The 3594-nt window shown below is 62.6% G+C and carries 1 pseudogene; it reads left to right on the top strand.

Annotation, left to right across the window (positions count from 1 at the left end):
* Positions 1-3594: pseudogene (locus tag GM30_RS28105) on the top strand (beta strand repeat-containing protein); the annotation flags it as partial.

Below are 3594 nucleotides of genomic sequence, written 5' to 3'. Positions count from 1 at the left end.
AGGACGGTAGCGCCAGCGTGCAGGCGAGCGTCAGCAATGTGAACGGCAACAGCGCCTCGGCGACGCACGGTTACAGCGTCGACAGCACGGCCCCGGCCATTACCATTGACACCCTGAGCGGTAACAATATTCTCAATGCCACCGAAGCGGGACGCTGGAGCACCACCGTGCCTGCCACTGATGTCGCCGCGCTGAAGGACGGCAGCGCCAGCGTGCAGGCGAGCGTCAGCAATGTGAACGGCAACAGCGCCTCGGCGACGCACGGTTACAGTGTCGACAGCACGGCACCGGCCATTACCATCGATACCCTGAGCGGCAACAATATTCTCAGTGCCACCGAAGCGGGGCAGCCGCTGACGGTCAGCGGCACCAGCACGGCCGAAGCCGGGCAGACGGTGACCATCACCCTGAACAACAAAACCTACACCGCCACGGTGGGAACAGACGGCAGCTGGAGCACCAGTGTCCCGGCAACGGATGTGAGTTCGCTGACCAGTGGCAGCGTGACGGTCAGCGCGGTGGTGACCGACAAAGCCGGGAACCCGGCGTCGGCGAACCATGCCCTGACGGTGGATACCGTGGTGCCGGTACTGACCATCAACACCCTTGCCGGCGACGACGTGATTAACGCCACCGAGCACGGGCAGGCGCTGATTGTCACCGGCACCTGCACCGGCGCGGCGGCGGGGGATGTGGTCACGGTGACCCTCAACAGTAANGACCTGATTAATGCGGTTGAGAAGGGGGCGGATGTGCTGATCTCCGGCACCAGCAACCAGCCCGCGGGGACCGGCGTCACCGTCACCCTGAACGGTAAAAATTACAGCGCGAGCGTTGATGCGCTGGGCAACTGGAGCGTCACCGTGCCCGCATCGGCAACACCGTGGCCGGTGACGATCTGATTAACAGCAGCGAAAAAACACAGGATCTGATCGTCAGCGGCGGCTCCAGCGGCCTGACGGCGGGCACGGTGGTAACGGTGATGCTTAACGGCAAAGCGTACAGCGGCACCACCGATATTTCCGGCAACTGGAGCGTGACCGTGCCCGCCGATCAGGTGGGCGCGCTGGGCGAGGCGATTTATACCCTCAGCGCGTCGGCAACCAATACGGTGGGCAACAGCGGCAGCGCAACGCATACCGTCAATGTGGAATCGCAACTGCCGGGCGTCACCATTAACGCTATCGCCACGGACGACATTATCAACGCCGCCGAAGTGGCGACAGGGCAAACCATTAGCGGCACCGTAAGAAACGCCGCCGAAAACGACACGGTGACGGTCACCATCGGCAATAACACCTATACCGCCACGGTGCGGCAGCGGCACGCGGGATGTCACCATCGACGCCAGCCTGCCGGGGCTGCGGGTGGATACCGTGGCGGGTGATGATGTCATCAACAGCATTGAACACGGCCAGAATCTGATCGTCACCGGGACCAGCGACGGGCTGGCGGCTGGCACCGCACTGACCGTTACCATTAACAATATTGACTATGCTGCCACCGTGCGTGCCGATGGGACCTGGAGCGCGGCGGTGCCCTCGACGGATGTCAGCAACTGGCCTGCCGGTACGCAGACGATTACGGTGACGGGCAACAACAGTTCCGGCACCCCGGTCAGCATCAGTCATGACGTGACGGTGGATCTGTCGGCGGTCGCGATCGCCATTAATCCGCTCACCACTGACGATGTGCTCAACGCCGTCGAGCGCGGGTCTGATCTGCAACTGTCCGGCACCACCAGCAATGTGGAAGAGGGGCAGAACGTCACCATTCTCTTTAACGGCAAGACATACAACGTTGCCGTGGCGGCAGACGGTAGCTGGTCGACCGTCATTCCGGCGGCGGATCTGGCGGGGTTGAAAGACGGCTCCAACAATGTACAGGCGAGCGTGACCAACCTGAACGGCAACAGCGCCTCGGCGAACCATGCGTATACGGTGGATGCCACCGCGCCGTCGATCACCATCAACACGCTCAGCGGTAACGACATTCTTAATGCCACCGAAGCCGGGCAGCCGCTGACTATCAGCGGCACAACCACGGCCGAAGCCGGACAATCGGTGGCCATTGCGTTTAACGGCAAAAATTACACCGCGACGGTGAATGCCGACGGCAGCTGGACCGTCGATGTTCCGGCGTCAGATCTGATCGGGCTGAGCAGCGGCGTGCTGCCCGTTACGGCGTCGGTCACTGATAAAGCCGGGAACCCGGCGTCGGCGAACCACAATCTGACGGTCGACACCAGCATACCGGTGGTGACCATCAATACCGTCGCTGGGGATAACGTCATTAATCTCAGTGAGCACGCGCAGCCGCAGGTGATCAGCGGCTCAGCGACCGGTGCGGCGGCGGGCGACACGGTGACGGTTACCATTGGCAGCAACAGCTATAACACGGTGCTGGACGCCGCCGGCAACTGGAGTGTCGGCGTTCCGAACGCGGTGGAAAAAGGCCAGGATCTGACGCTCAGCGGCACCAGCGCCAATCTGACCACCGGCACGGTCGTCACCGTCACCCTGAACGGTAAAAATTACAGCGCCACCACGGACGCTTCCGGCAACTGGTCGCTAACGGTGCCGGTGTCTGACCTGACGGCGCTCGGCGAGGCGAATTACACCGTTACCGCCAGCGCCACCAACAGCGTCGGTAACACCGTCAATGCGTCGGCAAATCTGCAGGTGGATACCAACGCGGTGGAAAAAGGCCAGGATCTGACGCTCAGCGGCACCAGCGCCAATCTGACCACCGGCACGGTAGTCACCGTCACCCTGAACGGTAAAAATTACAGCGCCACCACGGACGCTTCCGGCAACTGGACATTAACGGTGCCGGTGTCTGACCTGACGGCGCTCGGTGAGGCGAATTACACTGTTACCGCCAGCGCCACCAACAGCGTCGGTAACACCGTCAATGCGTCGACAAATCTGCAGGTGGATACTGCGCGGGGGCAGACCATCAGCGGCAGCGTGACCCGTGCGGCGGTGGGCGACACGGTGACCGTGCAGGTGGGCGGCAATACGTATACAACGACGGTGCAGACCGGCCTGGTGTGGAGCATCAATGTGCCCGCCAGCGCATTGCAGGGGCTGGGCAACGGGCCTGCGGGCACCGTCAATATTGGTGTGGCGGGCACCAGCAGCGCCGGAAATCCGGTCAGCATCAGCCACACCGTGACGGTTGATCTGGCGGGCGTGGCGATCAGCATTAACGCCGTCACGGCAGATGACGTTATTAACGCGGCGGAAAAAGGCGGCAGTCTGACGCTTTCCGGCACCACCACCAATGGTGCCCGCCGCCGATGTGGCGGCACTGAAGGACGGCAGCGCCAGCGTGCAGGCGACCGTCACTAACCTGAACGGCAACAGCGCCTCGGCGAACCACGGCTACAGCGTGGACGCCACCGCGCCGACGCTGACCATCAACACGCTCAGCGGCAACGATATTCTTAACGCCACTGAAGCCGGGCAGCCGTTGACTATCAGTGGCACCAGTTCGGCGGAAGCCGGGCAGACGGTGACCATTACCCTGAATAACAAAACCTATACGGCGACGGTGGGAGCCGACGGCACCTGGACCACCAGCGTACCGGCG

The organism is Trabulsiella odontotermitis (assembly GCF_001188485.1).
Classification (GTDB): Bacteria; Pseudomonadota; Gammaproteobacteria; order Enterobacterales; family Enterobacteriaceae; genus Trabulsiella; species Trabulsiella odontotermitis_A.
The sequence above is the reverse complement of the archived record's forward strand: the minus strand, read 5'-3'. Positions and strand labels throughout refer to the sequence as shown.